At 67.6% G+C, this 17,462-nt stretch carries 20 protein-coding genes; 9 read left to right on the plus strand and 11 right to left on the minus strand.

Going from position 1 to position 17,462, the window contains the following annotated elements; translation table 11 throughout:
* The first annotated feature begins 56 nt into the window (after positions 1-56).
* Together VGN82_RS26250 and VGN82_RS26255 are read left to right on the plus strand one after the other, a co-directional pair.
* Positions 57-470 (plus strand): MbcA/ParS/Xre antitoxin family protein, encoded by a 414-nt coding sequence (locus VGN82_RS26250; protein ID WP_327530051.1) that lies wholly within the window; start codon positions 57-59, stop codon positions 468-470.
* Entirely contained in the window at positions 464-1,198 is a 735-nt protein-coding gene (locus tag VGN82_RS26255; RefSeq protein ID WP_327530052.1) for an RES family NAD+ phosphorylase, read from the plus strand. The genes VGN82_RS26250 and VGN82_RS26255 overlap by 7 nt, the downstream gene beginning before the upstream one ends.
* Before the next feature lie 14 nt (positions 1,199-1,212).
* Here VGN82_RS26255 and VGN82_RS26260 read toward each other — a convergent pair whose 3' ends face one another.
* Together VGN82_RS26260 and VGN82_RS26265 are read right to left on the minus strand one after the other, a co-directional pair.
* Positions 1,213-1,440, minus strand: coding sequence for a toxin-antitoxin system YwqK family antitoxin (locus VGN82_RS26260; protein WP_327530053.1), 228 nt, complete (start codon positions 1,438-1,440; stop codon positions 1,213-1,215).
* 10 nt (positions 1,441-1,450) lie between these two features.
* Positions 1,451-2,236 (minus strand): SDR family NAD(P)-dependent oxidoreductase, encoded by a 786-nt coding sequence (locus VGN82_RS26265; protein ID WP_327530054.1) that lies wholly within the window; start codon positions 2,234-2,236, stop codon positions 1,451-1,453.
* A 199-nt stretch (positions 2,237-2,435) separates the two neighbouring features.
* Here VGN82_RS26265 and VGN82_RS26270 point away from each other — a divergent pair, with 199 nt between their 5' ends.
* Positions 2,436-2,810, plus strand: a complete 375-nt coding sequence (locus VGN82_RS26270) for a YkvA family protein (RefSeq protein ID WP_327530055.1) — start codon at positions 2,436-2,438, stop codon at positions 2,808-2,810.
* A 2-nt stretch (positions 2,811-2,812) separates the two neighbouring features.
* Here the strand turns inward: VGN82_RS26270 and VGN82_RS26275 are convergent, their stop codons facing one another.
* Positions 2,813-3,787: an NADPH:quinone oxidoreductase family protein gene (locus VGN82_RS26275; protein ID WP_327530056.1), complete on the minus strand. Its 975-nt coding sequence runs from the start codon at positions 3,785-3,787 to the stop codon at positions 2,813-2,815.
* A gap of 231 nt (positions 3,788-4,018) precedes the next feature.
* Between VGN82_RS26275 and VGN82_RS26280 the strand changes: the two genes are divergently transcribed.
* The 3 genes from VGN82_RS26280 to VGN82_RS26290 all read left to right on the plus strand — a co-directional run bounded on the left by VGN82_RS26280 (position 4,019) and on the right by VGN82_RS26290 (position 6,567).
* Positions 4,019-4,621, plus strand: coding sequence for a hypothetical protein (locus tag VGN82_RS26280; protein ID WP_327530057.1), 603 nt, complete (start codon positions 4,019-4,021; stop codon positions 4,619-4,621).
* 240 nt (positions 4,622-4,861) lie between these two features.
* Positions 4,862-6,085, plus strand: coding sequence for a dual-specificity RNA methyltransferase RlmN (gene rlmN / locus VGN82_RS26285; protein WP_327530058.1), 1,224 nt, complete (start codon positions 4,862-4,864; stop codon positions 6,083-6,085).
* Between the two features lie 5 nt (positions 6,086-6,090).
* Entirely contained in the window at positions 6,091-6,567 is a 477-nt protein-coding gene (locus VGN82_RS26290; RefSeq protein ID WP_327530059.1) for a hypothetical protein, read from the plus strand.
* A gap of 18 nt (positions 6,568-6,585) precedes the next feature.
* On the opposite strand, the gene ggt is transcribed toward VGN82_RS26290, so the two are convergent.
* Positions 6,586-8,352, minus strand: a complete 1,767-nt coding sequence (gene ggt / locus VGN82_RS26295; protein ID WP_327530060.1) for a gamma-glutamyltransferase — start codon at positions 8,350-8,352, stop codon at positions 6,586-6,588.
* A gap of 189 nt (positions 8,353-8,541) precedes the next feature.
* On the opposite strand from ggt, the gene VGN82_RS26300 reads away from it, so the two are divergent.
* The 3 genes from VGN82_RS26300 to VGN82_RS26310 all read left to right on the plus strand — a co-directional run bounded on the left by VGN82_RS26300 (position 8,542) and on the right by VGN82_RS26310 (position 10,649).
* Positions 8,542-9,150: a LemA family protein gene (locus VGN82_RS26300; protein ID WP_327530061.1), complete on the plus strand. Its 609-nt coding sequence runs from the start codon at positions 8,542-8,544 to the stop codon at positions 9,148-9,150.
* 102 nt (positions 9,151-9,252) lie between these two features.
* A complete protein-coding gene (locus tag VGN82_RS26305; protein WP_327530062.1) occupies positions 9,253-10,044 on the plus strand; it encodes a TPM domain-containing protein in 792 nt (263 codons plus the stop codon).
* Entirely contained in the window at positions 10,044-10,649 is a 606-nt protein-coding gene (locus tag VGN82_RS26310; protein ID WP_327530063.1) for a TPM domain-containing protein, read from the plus strand. Before VGN82_RS26305 ends, VGN82_RS26310 begins: the two co-directional genes overlap by 1 nt.
* A gap of 63 nt (positions 10,650-10,712) precedes the next feature.
* Here VGN82_RS26310 and VGN82_RS26315 read toward each other — a convergent pair whose 3' ends face one another.
* From VGN82_RS26315 to VGN82_RS26345, 7 genes are all read right to left on the minus strand, one after another.
* Positions 10,713-11,474 (minus strand): DUF1223 domain-containing protein, encoded by a 762-nt coding sequence (locus VGN82_RS26315; RefSeq protein ID WP_327530064.1) that lies wholly within the window; start codon positions 11,472-11,474, stop codon positions 10,713-10,715.
* Between the two features lie 64 nt (positions 11,475-11,538).
* Entirely contained in the window at positions 11,539-12,516 is a 978-nt protein-coding gene (locus VGN82_RS26320; RefSeq protein WP_414644409.1) for a lipid A biosynthesis lauroyl acyltransferase, read from the minus strand.
* A 129-nt stretch (positions 12,517-12,645) separates the two neighbouring features.
* Positions 12,646-13,668 (minus strand): zinc-binding dehydrogenase, encoded by a 1,023-nt coding sequence (locus tag VGN82_RS26325; RefSeq protein ID WP_327530065.1) that lies wholly within the window; start codon positions 13,666-13,668, stop codon positions 12,646-12,648.
* Positions 13,669-13,695: 27 nt separating this feature from the next.
* Positions 13,696-14,442, minus strand: a complete 747-nt coding sequence (locus tag VGN82_RS26330; RefSeq protein ID WP_327530066.1) for an SDR family oxidoreductase — start codon at positions 14,440-14,442, stop codon at positions 13,696-13,698.
* Positions 14,439-15,737, minus strand: a complete 1,299-nt coding sequence (locus VGN82_RS26335) for a beta-ketoacyl-ACP synthase (RefSeq protein ID WP_327530067.1) — start codon at positions 15,735-15,737, stop codon at positions 14,439-14,441. The genes VGN82_RS26330 and VGN82_RS26335 overlap by 4 nt, the downstream gene beginning before the upstream one ends.
* Positions 15,738-15,747: 10 nt before the next feature.
* Positions 15,748-16,875 (minus strand): beta-ketoacyl-ACP synthase, encoded by a 1,128-nt coding sequence (locus tag VGN82_RS26340; RefSeq protein ID WP_327530068.1) that lies wholly within the window; start codon positions 16,873-16,875, stop codon positions 15,748-15,750.
* 2 nt (positions 16,876-16,877) lie between these two features.
* Positions 16,878-17,345, minus strand: a complete 468-nt coding sequence (locus VGN82_RS26345) for a 3-hydroxyacyl-ACP dehydratase FabZ family protein (RefSeq protein ID WP_327530069.1) — start codon at positions 17,343-17,345, stop codon at positions 16,878-16,880.
* Positions 17,346-17,462: the final 117 nt, after the last annotated feature.

The raw sequence follows: 17,462 nt of genomic DNA on the forward strand, positions 1-17,462 counted from the left end.
GGAGCCTTGCCATTTGGCGTCGCATCTCCCATTTTATGCCAAATGGGAGGTCCGCCATGAGCGCATTGCTGCCGGTCGATACGGCTGCCCCTGACTTCGCGCCCGAACCGATCTCCGATGCGGAAGCGGCCGCGATGCTTCGCGCCGCCGTCAACCTGTTCCGGCTCTGGCGGCTGACCGACGAGCAGGCCGCGACGCTGCTCGACCTGCCAACGCGTAGCTACAGCCGCTGGAAGGCAGGCCAGATCGGCCGCATCTCGCGCGACGGCAAGGCCCGTCTCTCGAATCTGATGGGCATCCACAAGGCGCTGCGGATCATCTTTGGCGAGCCGCAGCGCGGCTATGACTGGATCCAGGCAGCCAATGCGGATTTCGGCGGCCGCTCCGCGCTGCAGGTGATGCTGGGCGGCGAGCTGACCGACCTGATGCGCGTCCGGCGTCATCTCGACGCCGAGCGGGGCGCATGGTGACCGACCCGGCCGGCATTCCCATCAGCCAGATCGATTGGCGGGGAGCGGTGCGGATCATCCGCAGCGTGTTTCCGCCGATTGACCTGTTCGAGGACATCGCCGACCCGGCCGACTGGCCGCTCCTGCTCGCCGCCGAACAGAAGACCAATCCTCGCCTGATGGAAGCGGTCGGCAATCTCGATCTCGTCCCGCCGGGGCGGCGGGTGGCCGGGCCCGGGGCAAGCTGGCTGATGGCTCCCTTCACCCATGTCAGCCCGGATCGTCCAAGTCGGTTCTCGGCCGGGCGCTTCGGCGTGCTCTATGCCGGCGATACCTTCGGCGTCGCGCTGTTCGAAACGATCCACCACCATTCACGCTTCATGGCCGCGACGCGGCAGCCGCCGGGCTGGACATCGCAGTTCCGCGAGATCCTGATCGACGTGAAGGCGAGGTTGCACGATCTGCGTGGGCGGGACGTCGAGACGGCCGCCTTCCTGCGCCCGGACGATTACTCGGAGAGCCAGCCGCTTGGCGCCGCGTTGCGCGCTTCCGGGTCCGACGGGGTGGTTTATCCGAGCGTGCGGCAGCCCGGAGGCCACTGCGTCGGGCTGTTCTATCCGGATGGCGCCGCGAACCCGCTGCAGGGGCGCCATCTCGATTATCACTGGGACGGCGAGCGCGTGGACCTCTATCGCGACCGCAGCGCCAACACGGTCTACCGCATCGTGCAGGAGGATGACGGGATTTAGGACGGGGCTGCCGTTCAGGGCTTGGCTGCCTGCATCCGCGTGACCTTGTACGGCTCGCCCCTGACATCATAGGTCGTCCATTCGCCGACCTGCACGCCCTCGTCGAAATGGCCGGAGCGCAGTCTGGTGCCGTCCTTGCGGAACCATTCCCAGTAGCCGGTCGGGACGTCGTCGATCGTCTGGCCCCTGGCCCAGAGGCTGCCGTCCCTGTGAAGCTTCTCGAACGGTTTCGCCCCGGTCATCGAGCCGCGCCTATTTCGGCGCCATGCGCAGCGCGCCATCGAGCCGGATCGCGCTGCCGTTCAGCATGTCGTTCTCGACAATGGTTCTGACGAGAGCCGCATATTCGGCCGGCTTGCCGAGACGCGATGGGTGCGGCACCGAGACGGCCAGCGAAGCACGAGCCTCCTCGGGCAGGCCGTCGAACATGGGCGTCTCGAACAGGCCGGGCATGATCGTCATGACGCGGATGCCGACGGAGGCGAGTTCGCGGGCGATCGGCAGCGTCATGCCGGCGACGCCGGCTTTCGAGGCGGCATAAGCGGCCTGGCCGATCTGGCCGTCCTCGGCTGCGATCGAGGCCGTGCAGACGAAGACGCCGCGGCCGCCATCGGCCGTCACCGGTTCGAGAGCTGCCAGCGACGCGGCCGATTTCGCGATCAGGCGGAAGGTCCCGGTCAGGTTGATCGCGACCGCCTTCTCGAACAGGGCGCTGTCATGGGCGATCAGCTCGCCCGTCTCGCGCTTCTTCGAGACGATGCGGCGACCGGGCGCAATGCCGGCGCAGTTGACCAGGACCCGGGCGACGCCATGGCTGGCGCGCGCCGTCGCGAGCGCCTGATCGACGGACGTCTCACTCGTCACGTCGCACGCAACGAAGAGGCCGCCGACCTCGGCGGCGACGGTCTCGCCGCGCTCGGCATTGAGGTCGAACAGCGCGACCTTGGCGCCCTGCCCGGCCAGCATGCGCGCTGTGGCCTCGCCGAGGCCCGAGGCGCCGCCGGTGACGATGGCGGCGATGGAGGAATCGAGCTGCATCGGGCGTGTCCTGATCGTGTCGGGTGCAGAGAAGCGTTTAAGGCGCCGGCCGGGCCGCTCCAAGCCGGATTCTTCGCACATGCCGATTGGCAGGGCTCTTGTGCGGGGTTTCCCGCAGGGCCACATCTTTCGACATTGCGGCCAGGGCTCCGACCGGGGAATCATGCCGCCTTCATCACCAGCCCTGAGGAGGGGCAGAATGAGCGACGGTTTCACCTCCCGCTTCACAGCGGAAGAGATGGCGGCGATCCGCAAGAGCCTGCGCGACGAAGCACGCTTCGGCTCGGAGTTCCTCGTCCGGCTGAAACGCGTGGCGAAGCGGATTCCCTTCTCGGAAGATCTGCTCGCGGCCTGGTTCTGCACGCGCGATCCGGCGACCCCGCGGCGTGTCCGGATGACGCTGCTCGCCGCGCTTGGCTATTTCGTGCTGCCCGTCGACGCGCTGCCCGACATCATGCCGATCCTCGGCTTCACCGATGACGCCGCGGTGATCGCGGCTGCTCTCGCAGCCGTGGCGGGCTCGATCACGCCCGAGCATCGCGAACGGGCCCGGAAGGCCATGGCGGAGCTCTGACCTCAGAACGTCAGGATGACCTTGCCCTTGGCCTTGCGGTCGCCGATCAGCGCATAGGCTTCGACCCAGCGCTCGAGCGGGATTTCGGCATGGACATGGGCGCGGATGTGGCCGCCTGCCGCCCAGCCCAGAAGCCGCTCCATGTTGCGGCGCTGGGCGGATGGCTCGCGCCGCACGAATTCGCCCCAGAACACGCCACGCAGGTCGCAGCCCTTCAGCAGCAGCAGGTTCAGCGGGATCTTGGGAATGGCGCCGCCAGCGAAGCCGACAACGAGATAACGTCCCTCCCAGGCCATGGACCGGACGGCCGGCTCGGCCAGATCGCCGCCGACGGTGTCATAGAGAACATCGACCCCGCGCCCCTTGGTCAGCCGGCGCAGGCCGGCCCGGATGTCCTCGACCGAATAGTCAATTTCCTCCTGCGCACCGTGCTCGCGGGCGAGTTCGAGCTTGTCGGCCGAGGAGGCGCAGGCAATGACGTGGGCGCCGAGCAGCGCTCCGATCTCGACAGCAGCGAGTCCGGCTCCACCGGCGGCGCCGAGAATCGCCAGTGTCTCGCCGCCTTTCAGCGAAGCGCGCTGGACCAACCCGTGCATCGCCGTGCCGTAGGTGACGAAAAGCCCAGCGGCCTGGGCATCGGCCAGGGCGTCGGGCACCCTGACGGCGCTGGTGGCCGGGACGACGACGCGCTCGCGGGCCGCGCCATAGCCGAGCCAGGCGGCGACGCGATCCCCGACGTGCCAGCCGAGGACGCCTTCGCCGACCGCGGCGACCGTTCCCGCGCATTCGGCAGAGGGAGAGAAGGGCAGGGCCGGCTTGGTCTGGTAGCGGTTCTCGATGATCAGCGTGTCAAAGAAGTTCAGCGCTGCCGCCTTGACCGCGATGGCGATCTCGCCGGGGCCGGGCTGTGGTTCGGGGATGTCGCGGATGACCAGCGTCTCGGCGCGCCCGTGGCTCTCGCAAAGCAGTGCCCTCATCGTCGCGTCACCCGTCGCGCCCAGCTGCACCTTGCGACCGGCTCCGCAAGCCGCAGGATTTCCGGCCCGAATGTGGCACGGGCTCCGGCCGAACGAAACAGCCTCGCGGGCGCTGCGGGCATTCGCATTTTCGCCAGGATCGTGACACTCTATGCGCCTGCCTCCCGCCATCGCGCCCACTGCAGGTGTGGTAAAGGCAGTGTTAAGATTTTTAATGACTGATGGCGGTCCATGAATATCTCATACCTCCGCACCGGCGTCGCCGCCTCGCCCCGCCCGACGATCCTGCTCGCCATGCTGGCAGCTTGCGTGGGCATCGCTCTCACCTCCTCGGCCGCGATGGCGCAACGGGCCAAGCCCGCCGCGGCAGCTGCACCGGCTGCGGCCGGCCAGGGCCAGGCGATGCTGCTCGAGACCGCCGGAAAGTGGCAGGCGTTCTCGTCGCAGCAGGGCCGTGCCAAGGTCTGCTACGCGCTGTCGAAGGCGGAAACCCGCCTGCCGGCCAATCTCAAGGATGTCGAAGGCCTGCTCTTCGTCGCAACCCGGCCGACCGAGGGCGTGCGCAACGAAATCAGCTTCGTCCTGAACTTCGACCTCAAGGAGGATGTCGAGCATCAGGCGCTGATCGGCTCCGAGCGCTTCGCCCTGGTCGCCAAGGGCCAGAACATGTGGCTCAAGAATCCGGCCGAGGAGCCGCGCATGCTCGATTCGCTGCGCAAGGGCTCTGCGCTCGAGATCAAGGGCACGTCGAAGCGCGGCAATGCGACCGCCGACAAGTATTCGCTCGCGGGCATGAATCAGGCCGTGAAGCGCGCCGAAGACGCGTGCAAGTAGCGCTGCGCCGGAGTTCGCGCAGCGCGGCCGCCTGACGCGGTATCGAGCGCTTCAGGTGCTCACGGGCGCATGCCCGCTCCGCGCCGGTTCTCGTCCATCACGCCAGTTACCTCAGGCTGGCGAAGCTGAGCGGCAGCCCTGCTGTCGCGCCGTGGCTGCCATGATTTCGCGGCTGGGCGTTCTTGTGCTATGAGCCGCGGATATTCGGGCCGTTGATGCCCGACCCGAGCCAGAGTTCCGATGACCGTTTCCGTTCTTGAACCCGCCGCGCCAGCGGCCGAACCCGTTTTGCAGCGCCGTTCGCTGGTCGGGCGCACGCGCGCCGGGCTTGCCGAGGCGCTGGCCGAGATCGGCGTGCCGGAGAAGGAGCGGCGCATGCGCGTCGGCCAGCTCTGGAACTGGATCTATCACTATGGCGTGCGCGATTTCGCGGCGATGACGACGATCGGCAAGGGGCTGCGCGCCTCCTTGGCCGAGCGCTTCACCCTCGACCTGCCTGAAGTCACCGCCGAGCAAGTCTCGACCGACGGCACCCGCAAATGGCTGCTCCGGATGGCACCGACCGGCCCGCGCGACCGCGGCGCCGAGATCGAATGCGTCTATATCCCCGAGGTCGACCGCGGCACGCTCTGCGTCTCCAGCCAGGTCGGCTGCACGCTGACCTGCACCTTCTGCCACACCGGCACGCAGCGCCTCGTGCGCAACCTGACGACCGAGGAGATCGTCGCGCAGCTGATGGTCGCACGCGACCGGCTCGGCGATTTCCCGAACCGCGTCGCGCCGGACGGCGCTTTCGTCCCGAATGACGGCGGACGCTTCGTCTCCAACATCGTCTTCATGGGGATGGGTGAGCCGCTCTACAATTTCGACGGCGTGCGCGAGGCCATCGACGTCATCTCCGACAATGAGGGGCTTTCGCTCGGGCGCCGCCGCATCACAGTCTCGACGTCCGGTGTTGTGCCGCAGATCGGCCCGCTCGGCGAGGAGATGGGTACGATGCTGGCGATCTCGCTGCATGCGGTGCGCGACGATCTGCGCAACGAGCTCGTTCCGCTCAACAAGAAGTATCCAATCAAGGATCTGCTCGAGGCCTGCCGCACCTATCCCGGAGTGTCGAACGCGAAGCGGATCACGTTCGAATACGTGATGCTCAAGGGCGTGAACGACAGCGATGCCGAGGCGCGCGAATTGGTGCGGCTGCTCAAGGGCATTCCCGCCAAGATCAACCTGATCCCGTTCAACCCCTGGCCCGGCACGAAATACGAGTGCTCGGACTGGGATCGGATCGAACGCTTCTCCGAAATCGTCTTCCGGGCCGGCTATGCCTCTCCGGTCAGGACGCCGCGCGGGCGCGACATCCTCGCCGCCTGCGGCCAGCTCAAGAGCGAGACCGAAAAGCTCTCCGCACGCGCCCGGCTGATGCTGGAACAGGGCGACGCGGCCGACAGCGGCGTCGCCGGCTGATCGCCATGTTGCGCTGGCTCCTGTTGATCCCGTTCGCACTCGTCATCGCGATGGCTGCCGGACTCATCGCGATGATGGTCGCGAGCGTCGTCTCGCCCGGGATCGCGCTGCTGATCGGTGGCGGCTTCGAGCGCCTGCTCGATGCTCTGTTCGGACTTGCGGAGAGCGGCATCGATCCCGGCCCGACGGCTGTGGCGGCCTTCTCCCTGCTCGGACGGCTCGGATTTGCGATCATTGTCGCGCCGGTCGTGCTGGTTGCAGTCGGTTCGGAGCTGTTCGGCCTGCGCAGCGGCCTCATCCAGAGCGGGCTGACCGGCTTGCTGGCGGCGCTGCTGCCGCTCGCCATGCTCGGGCTGTCGCGCACGCCGACCGGTGCCGAGGTGCAGATCATCGGGGCGCTCGTGCTCGTCGGCGCGGCGACGGGCTTCGTCTACTGGCTGATCGCGGGGCGCGGAGCGGGCGGGGAACGGGCCGCCGCCTGATCTCGCGCGCGGCTCGGCTCAATCCCCGATCGCGACGCCCTCCCGACGCCCATCCGCCCCGCCGACGAACCCCTCCGGCGTCTTGATGATGGCCTGGATGCCCGAAGTCATCTCGAGCAGGCGGACTTCGTGGCCCTTGGCCTCCAGCGCGGCTTTCCAGGCTTCGGCCTCCGTGCCCTTCTCCAGCTCGGTCGGGCCGTTGCGGCTGCCGAAATTGCCGAAGTCGACAGCGGCCTGCGGGTCCATCTTCCAGTCGAGCAAGGCCACCAGCGTCTTGGCGACGTAACCGATGATCTGGCTGCCGCCGGGTGAGCCGACGACGGCGTAGAGCCGGCCGAACGCGTCGAAGACGAGGGTCGGTGCCATCGAGGAGCGCGGGCGCTTGCCGCCCTCGACACGGTTGGCGACCGGCTTGCCGTCCTCCTCGGGCAGGAAGGAGAAATCGGTCAGCTCGTTGTTGAGCAGGAAGCCGCTGGCCGTCATCAGCCGCGCGCCGAAACCGTCCTCGATCGTCGTGGTCATCGAGACCGCATTGCCATCGGCGTCGACGACGGAGATGTGGCTGGTGCCGTTCTCGAAGCCGTCGCTGGGGGCCAGCAGCTGCGCGCGCTTGTTCGGCGGCTCGCCGGCCTTGGCGCGGCCCATCGAGCGCTCGGGACTGACGAGTTCTGAGCGGGAGCGGATGTAGTCGCGGTCGATCAGGCCGGCGAGCGGGATGCCGATGAAGGCGGGGTCGGCGAGAAAGAGATTGCGGTCGGCGAAGGCGAGGCGACCGGCCTCGGAGAACCAATGCGCAGCCTCCGTGCCGGGGCCGAGGCGGGCGAGATCCCTGGTTTCGAGGATGCCGAGCATCTGCTGCACCGCGACCGCGCCCGAACTCGGCGGGCCCATGCCGCAGATGCGCCAGACGCGATAGGCCCCGCAGACCGGCTCGCGCTCCTCGATCTTGTAGGCGGCGAGGTCGTCCAGCGTGATGTCGCCGGGATTGGTCGCATGGCTGGTCACCGTCGCGACGATGTCGCGGGCAATCTCGCCGGAATAGAAGGGCTGTGCTCCCTGCTGGGCAACTGCACGCAAGGTCGCGGCGAAGGCCGGATTTCGCAGGGTCGTGCCGATGGCCTTCGGCTTGCCGTCGGCTTCGTAGAAATAGGCGGCGGCGCGAGCGTCCTTCGCCAGGCTCTTCTCGCCGGACAGGAGCCCGTTCAGGCGTGGCGAGATGGCAAAGCCGTCCTCCGACAGCTTGATGGCCGGGGCGAGCACGTCTCGCCATGGCAGGCGGCCCCAGCGCCGATGCGCCTCCTCCAGCAGCTTGAGCGTGCCGGGCACGCCGACCGAGCGGCCGCCGACGACCGCATCGACGAAGCGCATGGGCTTGCCGTCCGGGCCGATGAAGCGATCGGGCCTGGCGGCGCGTGGCGCGGTCTCGCGGCCGTCCAGCGTGACCAGCCTCTTTCCGGCCTCGTCCCAGTGGAGCAGGAAGGCGCCGCCGCCGATGCCGGAGCTCTGCGGCTCGACGAGGTTCAGGACGAGCTGGATCGCGATCGCCGCATCGGTCGCGCTACCGCCTGCGCGCAGGATGTCGCGCCCGGCGCTGGCGGCGAGCGGATTGGCCGCTGCCACCATAAAACGCTGGGCGGTGCCATATGTCTTGGCCGTGCGCCCCGTGGCGGCTTCCGGGGCTGGTGCGAGGGCCTGTGCGCCGGCCGGTCCGGCCGACATGGCTGCAACCAGCAGGGCGAGGGCGAGAGGCCGCAGCGGGATGTGCTTGCCCGAAAACGAGAGCATGGTCCGAACTCCTCACGGACGATCCTGCCGACAGACTAGCGCAAGCGTCGGCCCGCGCCAGTTCTGCATGGAGGCGCTTCGAGGTGGGCAGCCGGCATTCGACCGGTCGGTATTCGTCTTGGAGCGGGCGGCGCGGGGAGCTAAGGTCCGAGCCGTCGTTTCCCGAGACACTGCCAAGGGGGCCCCGGCATGTCATTCGCTCCGTCCACGATCCTTCGCCGACCTCTTGCCGTTGCAGTGGTCGCCCTGCTGGGGCTGGCGCTGGCCGGCTGCGGCATCAACAACGTGCCGACCCTGGAAGAGAAAGCCAAGGCGAGTTGGGGCGAGGTGCAGAACCAGTATCAGCGCCGCGCCGACCTGATCCCGAACCTGGTCGAGACGGTGAAGGGCTATGCGGCGCAGGAGCGCGAGGTGCTGACCGCCGTTGTCGAAGCCCGCGCCAAGGCGAGCCAGGTCAAGGTCGATGCCTCGACCATCACCGATCCGGCCAAGTTCAAGGAGTATCAGGACGCGCAGAACCAGCTCACGGGAGCGCTCGGGCGGCTCCTCGTCACGGTCGAGCGTTATCCCGAGCTGAAGTCGAACCAGAACTTCCTTGCGCTGCAATCGCAGCTGGAAGGCACGGAGAACCGCGTCGCCGTGGCCCGGCGCGACTACATTCAGGCTGTGCAGGCCTTCAACACCGAGATCCGCACCTTCCCAGGCATGATCTGGGCGCGTCTCTTCTGGGGAGCCAAGGCGCTCGAGAGCTTCACTTCGACGGCGGGAGCCGAGAGGCCTCCGACGGTGAAGTTCTAGCGATACATGTCTCACATGGGTTCGGGGCGTGCGTCATGCTCGGGCTCGACCCGAGCATCTCTTACAGGAGATTCTCAGGCCTGCGCTGCGCTTCGCCTGAGGATGAAGGCCGTATTGCTCGCGCTGCTGATGGCCTTGGCCGCTTCGCTCGCCCTTGCCGCCGAACCGACCTACCCCCCTCTGACCGGCCGAATCGTCGACGGCGCCAACCTGATTTCGCCTGAAGCGCGCCAGCGCATCGAAGGCAAGCTCAAGGCGCATGAGGACAAGACCTCCGACCAGCTCGTGGTCGCGACCGTGCCTTCGCTGCAGGATGTTGGGATCGAGGATTACGCTAACGGGCTCTTCCGGTTCTGGAAGCTCGGCCAGGCCAAGACCAATAACGGCGTGCTGCTGCTGGTCGCACCGAACGAACGCAAGGTTCGCATCGAGGTCGGCTACGGGCTCGAGGGTGCACTGACCGACGCGCTCTCCAAGGTCATCATCACCACGGCGGTCGCGCCGAAGTTCAAGGCCGGCGACTTCGCCGGGGGCATCGAGGGTGGCGTCGACGCCATCCTCAGCATTCTCGCCGGCGATGCCGAGGAATGGCAGAGGCGCGCCAGCGTCCGCAGCGATGACGCCTCTGTCGTCGACGTGATCGCGATCGTCTTCGTGATGCTGATGGTCTTCATCCTCATCGCCGCCTTCATGAACGAATCCCGCAGGGGCGGCGGCGGGCGGCACCACCGGATGCGCAATGGCCGCTGGGTGACGTTGCCGCAGAATTCCGGCTGGAGCACCGGATCGGGATGGAGTGGCGGCGGCGGCTGGAGTTCGGGCTCGAGCTCAGGCGGCGGCTTTTCGGGGGGAGGCGGGTCGTCGGGCGGCGGCGGCGCCTCGGGAGACTGGTGATGGACGAGCTCGACCGGGATGCCATCGCCGAAGCGGTGCGGCAGGCGGAGGGCCTGACCGCGGCCGAGATCGTCGTAGTGATCGATCATGCCGCGTCGAGCTATCGTAACGTGCCGGTGGTGGTAGCGCTTTCGCTGTCGCTGCTGGTGCCCTGGCCGTTGCTGGCTATGACGACCATCAGCGCGCCACGCATCTTCCTGGCCCAGCTGGTCTGCGCCGCGCTGCTGCTCGTGGCGCTGCTCTGGTACGGCCGCGGCGGCCGTTTCGTGCCGGGTTTCGTCAAGCGCGGACGTGCCCATGACGTGGCGCTGCGGGAGTTCACCGCGCGCGGCCTGACGCGAACGCGCGGGCGCACGGGCGTGCTGCTCTATGTCGCCATTCAGGAGCGCTACGCCGAGATCCTCACCGATATCGGCATCGAGGGCCGGGTCGATCAGGCGGTCTGGGACGGGATCATCGAGTCGATTCTTACCGCTGCGCGCGGGGACCGGCTGCGGGACGGGCTGATCGATGCCGTGCGTGCGGTTGGGGCGGTGCTGGCGAACCATGCGCCGCGCACCCCCGATGACGTCGACGAACTGCCGAACAAGGTGGTGATTCTCTGAAAGGTCGCTTCGGCTTTGGATCGGCTTCTTCCGAAAGCCGCGTTTCAATACCGGGCCGATGCTCTAGCGTGGGCTGCGCGCAGCACCCAGGATCGCGCCCGGCATCATGCCGTATTTGCCGGCCTGCTCCGCCTGGACGATCACGACATAGCTGTCGGCCTCCGGGGCTTGCGTCGTGGCGAGCGGGGTCGTCAGCGTCGCCTCCTTGCCGTCCCAGTCGCCGATGCGCGTCATGCCGCGCACGACATTCGCGTAGGAAACGGTCTTGCCCTGGTTCTCGCCGCGCGTGATCGGCACCGTGACCATGCGCGTCGTTGCTACGATCCAGACGCCGGCTGTCCGCTCGACGGGGCCGTCCAGCGGCGCAAGTCGCACCTGTAACGTACCGGCCTCTTCCTTGAGGCCGATCTTCGCGACAAAGCCGGTCGCCGACGGCTGCTTCGCCCCGCGCTCGATTTCGCCCCTGTCGGAGCCGACGACATGGGAAACGCCGTTGATCACGGCCTGGGGCGTATAGACCTGTCCGTCGCCGCGCGCCTTGGCATAGAATTTCTGGCGCTTGGCGAAGCTGTCCTTCCCGAGCGTGTCCTTCCAGCCGAGATAGTCCCAATAGGTCACCGGCAGGGTCAGGGCGATCATGTCCGGATTCTTGGCCAGCTCGACGAAGAGCGCATCGGCTGGTGGGCAGGAGGAGCAGCCCTGGCTGGTAAAGAGTTCGACGACCGCCTTGGGCTGACGCTCGGCCGGATCGGCGCACACGACGACCCCGCCCAAAGCAAGCAGGGCGGCGGTAGCCGAAAAGAGCTGCGCGAGACGGATCATCATTTCAACTCGGCGAGATTCTAGATCTCAGGCGTTACCAAAGCGCCTAATCCCTCTCACTTGGAAATCACGTTGCCTTGAAAACCGGGGTGCGCGCAACCGCCATGCCGGCATCGGCGGCGGCCGCCGTGATCATGTTGGGTCGCCAGCGCCGGTGCATCCAGAGCCATTGCTCGGGGTGCTCACGAACCCAACCCTCGACGACCGCCGTCATCATCGCCATGGCACCGTGGACATCGATCTCGCCGGAGGCGTCGCGCGGCAGGTCTAGGGCGGGCGTCAGCTCCAGGCGAAAGCGCTGACGGGGCAGGCGAATGACGCGCACGCCATGCACCGGGCATTCGAAGCGGCGGGCGAACTTGCCGAGGATCGGATTGGTCAGGGCCGGCCGGCCCATGAAGGGCACCACGACGCCGCGGGTGAAATGCTGGTCGATCAGCATGCCCAAATGGCCGTTGCGCTCCAGCACGCCCTGCATCGCGAAAGCGGCGCCCTGCCGAGCGGCCTCGAGCCCTCCCATCGCGCCGGAGCGGATCTCGTGGACCACGCTGGCGATGGCCGGGTCGTTGGGTGCGCGGAAGACTGCGGTGGTGTCGAGCCCATAGGCCTCGGCGCAGATCGCCGGCAGTTCCCAATTGGCGAGATGGGCGGAGAAGATCAGGCCCGGCTTCTCGTCGTCCTTGAGCGCGACGAAATGCTCGATGCCATCGACCTCGACGCGCGAAGGCGCATCGGGGTTGAGATGGTCGTAGTCGAACAGCTCACGCAGATGGGCGTATTCGGCGGCGGTCCGGCCGAGATTCTCCCAGGCGCCACGTGCGATGCGGCGCACTTCGGGCTCCGGCATGTCGGGAAAGGCGGCGCGGATATTGGCGAGCGCGACGCGGTTGACCGGGATCAACGGGCTTGCCGTCCGCAGCAGCCAGCCGCCGAGATCGCTCGCCTTCTCCGGCCCGAGCAGGCGCAGGAAGGCGAACAATGCCCGGACCACGCCGATCATCACAAAGGCGCCGGCGCGCGCTGCGTACAGTTTCAGTCTTTTCAAGTTCGGCCCGGCCCCATCTCGCCCGCATGGCCTGCGAGGCCGGGCTCAAAGCGGCGAATTGGGGCAGGAACGCGAATTCGTCAAGTTCGACGGCGGTCCTGCCCGCTGCAGCATGCCGTGCGTTGGGTTTCAGAAGGTCACGATGACCTTGCCGAAGACCTGCCTTCCTTCGAGGCGCGCCAGGCCTTTCTCGAAATCCGCGAGCGGAAACACCGAATCGATGACGGGCTTCATGCCGCCGGCCATCTTTTCGAGTGATTGCGCGATGTTTTCGATGCGGCAACCGAAGGAGCCGGTGATCCGGTATTGCTGCTGGAAGAGCTGCATCAGGTTCATCGTGGTCGAGGCGCCCGAGGTGGCGCCGCAGGTGACGAGCCGGCCGCCACGCTTGAGGCAGAGCAGCGAGCCATTCCAGGTATCGGCGCCGACATGCTCGAAGACGACGTCGACGCCCTTGCGCTTGGTCAGCTGGCGGACCTCGCCCTCGAAGCGCTCGGTCTTGTAGTTGATGACGTAATCGGCGCCGAGCTCCTTGGCCTTGCGGCCCTTCTCGTCATCGCCGACGGTCGTGTAGACCGTGCAGCCGATCGCCTTGGCCATCAGGATCGCGGCGGTGCCGATGCCGGAGCCGCCGGCATGGACCAGGACCGATTCGCCGGGTTCGAGCTTGGCATTGTCGAACAGCATGTGCTGGACCGTGCCGAAGCCGATCGGCGCGCAGGCGGCATCCTCGAAGGAGACGCCTTGCGGCGCCTTGATGACGAGGCGGGCTTCCCGGTTCAGCAGTTCACGGGCGAAACCGTCGATATGGAAGCCCATGATGCCGGCGACGTTCTCGCAGAGATTGTCGCGCCCCTCGCGGCAGGCCTTGCAGTGCCCGCAGGTATCGGCACCATAGGCGGTGACGGTGTCGCCGACCTTCAGGTTCGTGACGCCCTCGCCGACGCAGACGATCTCGCCTGACGCCTCGACGCCCGCTGCCTGCGGCATCTTGCGCTTGGCGAAGGCCATGCCGCGGAAGCCCCAGATGTCGAGATAGTTCAGCCCGATCGCGCGGATGCGGATCTGGACTTCACCGGCGGCAGGCGGCGGCGGCGGATCGATCTCTTCGAGACGGAGATCGCGATCGCCATGGAGCTGGAGGGAACGCATGGGTCTTGTCCTTTCGGGACAGGCTGATCAGCGATGGACGCCCAGATGCGCGGTCACGCCGCCATCGATCGGAATGACCGTGCCGGTGATGTAGGCGGCGGGCTCGCTCATCAGGAAGGCGGCGAGGCCTGCGACCTCCTCCGGCCTGGCGAAGCGCCCGGCCGGGATCTGGCCCTGCATCTTGTCGCGATAGGCGGCATAGGGCGCCATCATGTCGGTATCGACGAAGCCCGGCGCGATCACGTTGACGGTGACGCCGCGCTTGCCGGTCTCGACCGCGAGCGTCTTGGCATAGGAGATCAGGGCGCCCTTCGAGGCGGCATAGGCCGCGTTGCCGGGATTGCCGCGCAAAGCGGCGACCGAGCCGATCGCGACGATGCGCCCGGCGCGGGCGCGGATCATGTTGCGCATCAGGCTCTTGGCGAGGCGGGTGAAGGCCCAGAAGTTGACCTGCATCGCCGCTTCGGCCTTGTCCTGAACCATCATCGCGGCGAGCGAATCATAGGGCTGGCCGGCATTGTGGATGAGGCCGAAATAGCTTTCGCCTTCGCGCTCCTCGCAGAAAGCGTCGAGCGCGGCCTTCTCGGAGAGGTCGAGCGGAAGGGCGTTGATGCTGCGCCCGGGATGGGCCTGCGCGATCTCGGTTGCCAGGGCGAGAGCCTGCTCGCCCGAGCTGCGATAGGTGAAATCGACGTCGTGGCCGGCCGCGGCCAGGGCACGCACGATCGCCGCGCCAACTCCCTTGGCGCCTCCGGTGACAAGAATGCGGGTCATGAGCGCGCAGGCTCCGCCGTCAGCACGAGGCTGGTGTTCTGGCCGCCGAAGCCGAAGGAGTTCGACAGGACCGTGGTGACCTTGGCGTCGCGCGCGACATTCGGCACGACATCGAGCGCGATCGCCGGATCGGGCGTGTTGTAGTTGATCGTCGGCGGAATGCGACCATGGGCGATGGTCAGGAAGGAGATCACTGCCTCGACTGCGCCGGCCGCCGTCAGCGTGTGGCCGAGCATCGACTTGTTCGAGGACATCGGCAGCCTGGCCATGCGCTCGCCGAAGACGGCGGCGCAGCTCATCGCCTCCATCTTGTCGTTTTCGGGCGTCGATGTGCCATGGGCATTGATGTAGTCGACGTCGTCGGGCTTCAGGCCGGCATCGTCCAGGGCGTCCTGCATGGCGAGGATGGCCGGCTTGCCGTCCGGGCTCGAGCGGGTGCGGTGGAAGCCGTCGCCGCGTTCGCCGCAGCCCGCGACGATGCCGAGGATGGTCGCGCCGCGCGCCAGGGCGTGGTCGTAATCCTCCAGGACCAGGGCGCCGGCGCCCTCGCCCATGACGAAGCCATCGCGATTCTTCGAGAACGGCTTGGCGGCGCCTTCCGGCGGATCGTTCTGGGTCGAGAGCGCGGACAGCAGCGAGAAGCGGATCAGCGCCTCGGCATGGATCGAACCGTCCGTGCCAATGCAGAGCGCGGCCTCGGTTTCGCCGCGGCGTATTGCCTCGACCCCCATCTGGATCGCGGTCGCACCCGAGGAGCAGGCGGTCGAGAGCGAGATCGGCGAGCCCTTGGTACCGAAGGCGTCGGCGACATGGTCGGCGACGGTGCCGAACAGGAACATCTCGTGCATCGGCTTGTGTTTCAGGGTCGCCGCCTCGCGCAGCAGGCCGTCATAGTCGACCTCGCCAGCGACGGCCGCTGCCAGCTCCTGCTTCTGCGGCCATTCCATCTCGACAGGAGGCACGGCCATGAAGAGCTCGCCCGGAAAGTCGCCGGGTTGGCCCAGTCCGCTCTGGCCGACGGCCTCCTCGGCGGCCAGCATCGCGAGCTTCTCCGAGAGCTCGGGCGCGGAGAAGGGGCCTTCGAACAGGAAATCGACGGTGCCGCCGATCGTGGTGCGCAAGCCTTGCGTCGGGAAGCGTTCGATCGCGTGAATGCCGGACTTGCCGGCCGTCAGAGCCTCCCAATTGGCCTCCTTGCCCTGGCCGAGCGAGGTGACGATGCCGAGTCCGGTAACGGCGACGATCGGGCGGCCCTTGGAGTCGCGGTGCGGGGAGGTCTGGTTGATCGCGTTCATGGAAGCGTCCTCAGGCCGTGACCAGATGGGCTGCGCCCTCGCCGCGCCAGTGGCCTGCGCCGGTCACGATGGCTTCGCGCGCCTGCCCGGCCGACAGGGCGGCGGCGGCGAGCGCGACCGAGACGGGGAAGGCGGCTTCGAGGGCATGGCCGACGAGATCGCCGGTCGCGATGCGCTGTGTCTGCGGCAAGGTGGCGATGGCGGCGGCTTCTTCAGCCGTGATGCCGGCGGCGCCCGACGCGGCGGAGATCGCCAGCACGCCGGGCGAAACCGGACCGAGATCGGCGAGCAGGCCGCGCAGAGCCGTCTCGACCGAGCCAGGCTGGCGCTTCGAGCGGGCGGCGACGACCTTGCCGAGCCTGGCATGGACATGGGCGCCGCGGGCAGCGGCGCGCTCGGCTGATTCGAGCACGAGGAAGGCGGAGGCGCTGCCGGTGATCAGGCCGGGTGCGTCCTCGCGGGCAAAGACCGGGACGAAGTCACCCTTGTGGAGATAGCCGCCCAGTTCGAGTAGCAGCAACATGTCGCGGCGCTCGGCATTGTAGGAGCCGCCGACCAGCATAACTTCCGCCTGTCCCGAGGCGATCCGGGCATGGGCGGTGCGGATCGCGTCGACGCCGGCCTGTTCCTCGCCCATGAAGGTGCGCGACGCGCCGGTGATGCCGTGCACGATGGCGATGTTGCCGGCCAGCAGGTTCGAGAGCTGCGCCAGGAAGAGGGTCGGGCGCAGATCGCCCATCAGCCGTTCATTGAGGAAAGCGCCAGGAGCGTTGGCGTGGCGCAGGCCGGAGAGGATGGCGCCGTCGACGGCATGGTCGCGCTCGCCGCCACCGGCCGCCACGATGACCTGCAGCGTCGCCTTGGCCTCGGCATCGTCCTTGAGCCCGGCGCCGTCGAGCGCGAGGCCGGCCGCATAGACACCGAGGCGCTGCCAGGGCTCCATCTGGCGCTGGTCGGACTTCTTCGGGATCTGCCGGTCGAGTTCGAGAGGCTTGAGCGCATGCACCGGATAGGGCGCGAAGCTCGTCGTATCGACGACGGGCGCGGCCTTGGCCGCGAGCGCCGCCGCATGAACGTCGAGACCCTCGCCAAGGCTGGAGGCGAGGCCGATTCCGGTAATGACGACGTCGCGCTGCATGATCAGGCCTGTTCGGGAGCAAGGCCGATGGCGGCGAGGCGCGTTTCCATCAGGCCGCGCATGTCGGCGGGGAAGGGCATCAGCCGGAAGCGCAGCTCCGCGTCGCAGATCGGCTTGCCGGCGATCGCGATCTTGGCCTTGGTCGCGGCGTAGCCGGAGCCCTCGATGACGAGCTCGGCGGAGATGTCGAGCACGGCGTCCGGTTCGACGAAGGTGCGGAAGCGCGCTTTGTCGACGGTCATCAGGAAGGGCATCTGCGTCAGCTTGTTCAGGGCGAGCAGGAGATAGCCAGACGCTTGAGCCATGGTTTCGGTCAGGAGCACGCCGGGCACCAGCGGGTGGCCGGGGAAATGTCCCTCGAAGACAGGGCTGGCGTCGGCAGCCGGAACGGTCGAGCGCGTCACGATGCGCTTCTCGTCCGGCTCGAAGGCCAGGACCTTGTCGATCATGTCGAAATATTCGAGGCGCATGCGCTTCCGATCGTCGATGACGTGCGTCGCAGCCGGCTCCGGCGCGGCTATGCTCTAACGGCTGAGGCCGTTCCGCTCAAGATCGCCCGCCTTGAACGGCCATAGCCCCCGTCCCGA

Origin of the sequence: Allobosea sp. (assembly GCF_035999205.1) — a bacterium.
Taxonomy (GTDB): domain Bacteria; phylum Pseudomonadota; class Alphaproteobacteria; order Rhizobiales; family Beijerinckiaceae; genus Allobosea.

Bases quoted from the DNA above. Each gene is read 5' to 3' on its own strand.
- VGN82_RS26270 (WP_327530055.1), top strand. From the start codon at position 2,436: ATGAGCGACGGTTTCACCTCCCGCTTCACAGCGGAAGAGATGGCGGCG.
- rlmN (WP_327530058.1), top strand. From the start codon at position 4,862: ATGACCGTTTCCGTTCTTGAACCCGCCGCGCCAGCGGCCGAACCCGTT.
- VGN82_RS26310 (WP_327530063.1), top strand. From the start codon at position 10,044: ATGGACGAGCTCGACCGGGATGCCATCGCCGAAGCGGTGCGGCAGGCG.
- VGN82_RS26260 (WP_327530053.1), bottom strand. From the start codon at position 1,440: ATGACCGGGGCGAAACCGTTCGAGAAGCTTCACAGGGACGGCAGCCTC.
- VGN82_RS26300 (WP_327530061.1), top strand. From the start codon at position 8,542: ATGTCATTCGCTCCGTCCACGATCCTTCGCCGACCTCTTGCCGTTGCA.
- VGN82_RS26330 (WP_327530066.1), bottom strand. From the start codon at position 14,442: ATGACCCGCATTCTTGTCACCGGAGGCGCCAAGGGAGTTGGCGCGGCG.
- VGN82_RS26265 (WP_327530054.1), bottom strand. From the start codon at position 2,236: ATGCAGCTCGATTCCTCCATCGCCGCCATCGTCACCGGCGGCGCCTCG.
- VGN82_RS26250 (WP_327530051.1), top strand. From the start codon at position 57: ATGAGCGCATTGCTGCCGGTCGATACGGCTGCCCCTGACTTCGCGCCC.
- ggt (WP_327530060.1), bottom strand. From the start codon at position 8,352: ATGCTCTCGTTTTCGGGCAAGCACATCCCGCTGCGGCCTCTCGCCCTC.
- VGN82_RS26315 (WP_327530064.1), bottom strand. From the start codon at position 11,474: ATGATGATCCGTCTCGCGCAGCTCTTTTCGGCTACCGCCGCCCTGCTT.
- VGN82_RS26255 (WP_327530052.1), top strand. From the start codon at position 464: ATGGTGACCGACCCGGCCGGCATTCCCATCAGCCAGATCGATTGGCGG.
- VGN82_RS26345 (WP_327530069.1), bottom strand. From the start codon at position 17,345: ATGCGCCTCGAATATTTCGACATGATCGACAAGGTCCTGGCCTTCGAG.
- VGN82_RS26290 (WP_327530059.1), top strand. From the start codon at position 6,091: ATGTTGCGCTGGCTCCTGTTGATCCCGTTCGCACTCGTCATCGCGATG.
- VGN82_RS26340 (WP_327530068.1), bottom strand. From the start codon at position 16,875: ATGCAGCGCGACGTCGTCATTACCGGAATCGGCCTCGCCTCCAGCCTT.
- VGN82_RS26305 (WP_327530062.1), top strand. From the start codon at position 9,253: ATGAAGGCCGTATTGCTCGCGCTGCTGATGGCCTTGGCCGCTTCGCTC.
- VGN82_RS26335 (WP_327530067.1), bottom strand. From the start codon at position 15,737: ATGAACGCGATCAACCAGACCTCCCCGCACCGCGACTCCAAGGGCCGC.
- VGN82_RS26275 (WP_327530056.1), bottom strand. From the start codon at position 3,787: ATGAGGGCACTGCTTTGCGAGAGCCACGGGCGCGCCGAGACGCTGGTC.
- VGN82_RS26325 (WP_327530065.1), bottom strand. From the start codon at position 13,668: ATGCGTTCCCTCCAGCTCCATGGCGATCGCGATCTCCGTCTCGAAGAG.
- VGN82_RS26280 (WP_327530057.1), top strand. From the start codon at position 4,019: ATGAATATCTCATACCTCCGCACCGGCGTCGCCGCCTCGCCCCGCCCG.